General features: G+C 58.9%; 3 protein-coding genes and 1 pseudogene. All 4 read left to right on the top strand.

Annotated features, from left to right (window positions below; translation table 11 throughout):
• Nucleotides 1-5 precede the first annotated feature (5 nt).
• Entirely contained in the window at nt 6-476 is a 471-nt protein-coding gene (locus CKW37_RS32215; RefSeq protein WP_095160077.1) for an arsenate reductase ArsC, read from the top strand.
• A gap of 17 nt (nt 477-493) precedes the next feature.
• On the top strand, nt 494-1,555 hold the full coding sequence (arsB, locus tag CKW37_RS32210) for an ACR3 family arsenite efflux transporter (protein WP_095160076.1): 1,062 nt from the start codon (nt 494-496) through the stop codon (nt 1,553-1,555).
• A gap of 4 nt (nt 1,556-1,559) precedes the next feature.
• A complete protein-coding gene (gene arsH / locus CKW37_RS32205) occupies nt 1,560-2,276 on the top strand; it encodes an arsenical resistance protein ArsH (protein WP_095160075.1) in 717 nt (238 codons plus the stop codon).
• A gap of 12 nt (nt 2,277-2,288) precedes the next feature.
• Nucleotides 2,289-2,559: pseudogene (locus CKW37_RS32200) on the top strand (protein phosphatase); the annotation flags it as partial.

Below are 2,559 nucleotides of genomic sequence, written 5' to 3'. Positions count from 1 at the left end.
AACCCATGAAAGTCCTGTTCCTTTGCACCGCCAATAGCTGCCGCAGCATCCTCTCTGAGGCCGTTTTCAACCACCTGGCCCCGGCTGGTATGAAGGCCTTCAGTGCCGGCAGCTATCCAAAGGGCGAAGTGCATCCGTTGTCGATTACTGCATTGCAGCGAGCCGGTATTTCCACTGATGGCCTCAGCAGCAAGTCCAGTGATGCACACGCTGACCTCGCTCCGGACTTTGTCATCACCGTTTGCGACAAGGCTGCCGGCGAAGCATGTCCTGTGTTCTTTGGGGCGGCAGTCAAAGCCCACTGGGGCCTCTCCGATCCGTCCGATCTGCAGGGTAGCGCCGCCGAGTTGGACGCGGCTTTCGACATCACGATTGAGCAGATCAAGCGACGCCTCAACGCGTTCCTCGCATTGCCGTTTGATCAACTCAGTGCCGACCAGCTCAAGGCTGAGCTCGCACGTATCGGAACGCTCTGACGCCTGGGAGATTCACCATGAGCAAAAGCCGACTGTCCTTCCTTGATCGCTACCTGACGGTCTGGATCTTTCTGGCCATGGGACTTGGGATCGGGCTTGGCAGCCTGTTCCAGGAATTGCCGGCCTGGCTGAACAGCCTCTCGGTGGGGTCGACGAACATCCCGATCGCGATCGGTCTGATCGTGATGATGTACCCGCCGTTGGCCAAGGTGAAGTACGAGGAGCTGCCTCAGGTTTTCAAGGACAAACGCATCCTTGCACTGTCACTGATCCAGAACTGGGTAATTGGCCCAGTGCTCATGTTCGGACTGGCCGTGCTGTTCCTGTCCGACAAGCCCGAATACATGACCGGCCTGATCCTCATCGGTCTGGCCCGCTGCATCGCCATGGTACTGGTGTGGAACCAGATCGCCGGTGGCAACAACCAGTACGTGGCCGGTCTGGTCGCCTTCAACAGCATTTTCCAGATCCTGTTCTTCAGCGTGTATGCCTGGATTTTCCTCGGCCTGCTGCCACCGCTGTTCGGTCTCGAAGGCAGCGTCATTGAAACCAGCTTCGTCGAGATCGCCCAATCGGTGCTGATGTACCTGGGCATCCCGTTCCTGGCAGGCTTCCTGACCCGCAAGATCCTGATCAGCAGCAAGGGCGAAAGCTGGTACCAGGAGCAATTCATTCCGAAAATCAGCCCGCTAACGCTCGTGGCACTACTGCTGACCATCGTCGCGATGTTCAGCCTCAAGGGAGACATGGTGCTGCAACTGCCACTGGATGTGCTGCGCATTGCCATCCCGCTGGCTATCTACTTCGTGGTGATGTTCTTCATCAGTTTCTGGATGGGCAAGCTGCTGCAAGCCGACTACCCCCGCACCACTGCGCTGGCCTTCACTGCAGCAAGCAACAATTTCGAACTGGCCATTGCCGTGGCCATCGCCACCTTCGGCCTCGCCTCACCGGTAGCCTTCGCCACGGTCATCGGGCCGTTAGTGGAAGTGCCGGTACTGATCTCTCTGGTGGGCGTGGCCTTGTGGCTTAAGCGCCGCTGGTTCGATCAGCCCTCTGGCGCCTTGTCTCAGGAGTGAAATCATGACCGACCATCCTATCCCCAACATCGACAATGATCTGGTCGACCTGCCGTCTGCTGACAAGCTGGCGATCGAGCAGCAGTCCACCCACAAGCCACGCATCCTGCTGCTGTATGGATCGACCCGCGAACGCTCCTTCAGCCGTCTGCTGACGGAAGAGGCGGCCCGCCTGCTGGAGCACTTCGGCGCCGAGACGCGTATCTTCAACCCGTCCGGCCTGCCGCTGGCGGATGACGCACCCGATGACCATCCCATGGTCAAAGAGTTGCGCGACCTGGTGCTGTGGTCGGAAGGCATGGTCTGGTGTTCGCCAGAGCGCCACGGGGCAATGACTGGCGTATTCAAGTCGCAGATCGACTGGATTCCGTTGAGCATGGGCGCAGTGCGCCCGACGCAGGGCAAGACGCTGGCGGTGATGCAGGTCTGCGGCGGTTCGCAGTCGTTCAACGTCGTCAACCAACTACGCGTCCTCGGCCGTTGGATGCGCATGTTCACCATTCCCAACCAATCGTCCGTGCCAAAGGCCTACCTGGAGTTCGATGAGGCGGGCCGCATGAAACCGTCTGCCTACTACGACCGCGTCGTCGACGTGATGGAAGAGTTGGTGAAGTTCACCTTACTGCTGCGTGATCGCTCCGACTACCTGGTCGATCGCTACTCCGAGCGCAAGGAGTCGGCTGAAGAGCTTTCCAAGCGTGTCAATCAACGATCTATTTGAGGCAAATCGAGCATGCAACCGCACCCGTATTCCGTGCTGGCCAACCCCGAACTGATCGGCCAACTGATCTTCACCCCATGCCCAGGTACCAAAGACACCTCGGTATCTAAGGCGTTGTCGACGCTGCGTGAAGCCGGCGCAAGCGCGCTGGTGACACTGATGCCAAATGAAGAGCTGCTGCAGAATGAAATCGATCTGCTTCCTGAGGAGTGCCAGTTGCTCGGCCTCGAATGGTTTCACCTGCCGGTAGAGGATGACGAAGCACCTGGTGAGCCCTTTGCTG

It is taken from the genome of Pseudomonas sp. Irchel 3E13, from assembly GCF_900187455.1.
GTDB lineage: Bacteria > Pseudomonadota > Gammaproteobacteria > Pseudomonadales > Pseudomonadaceae > Aquipseudomonas.
Note: the sequence above shows the minus strand (reverse complement) of the source record. Positions and strands in the feature narration are given on the sequence as shown.

Bases quoted from the DNA above. Each gene is read 5' to 3' on its own strand.
- CKW37_RS32215 (WP_095160077.1), top strand. From the start codon at position 6: ATGAAAGTCCTGTTCCTTTGCACCGCCAATAGCTGCCGCAGCATCCTC.
- arsH (WP_095160075.1), top strand. From the start codon at position 1,560: ATGACCGACCATCCTATCCCCAACATCGACAATGATCTGGTCGACCTG.
- arsB (WP_095160076.1), top strand. From the start codon at position 494: ATGAGCAAAAGCCGACTGTCCTTCCTTGATCGCTACCTGACGGTCTGG.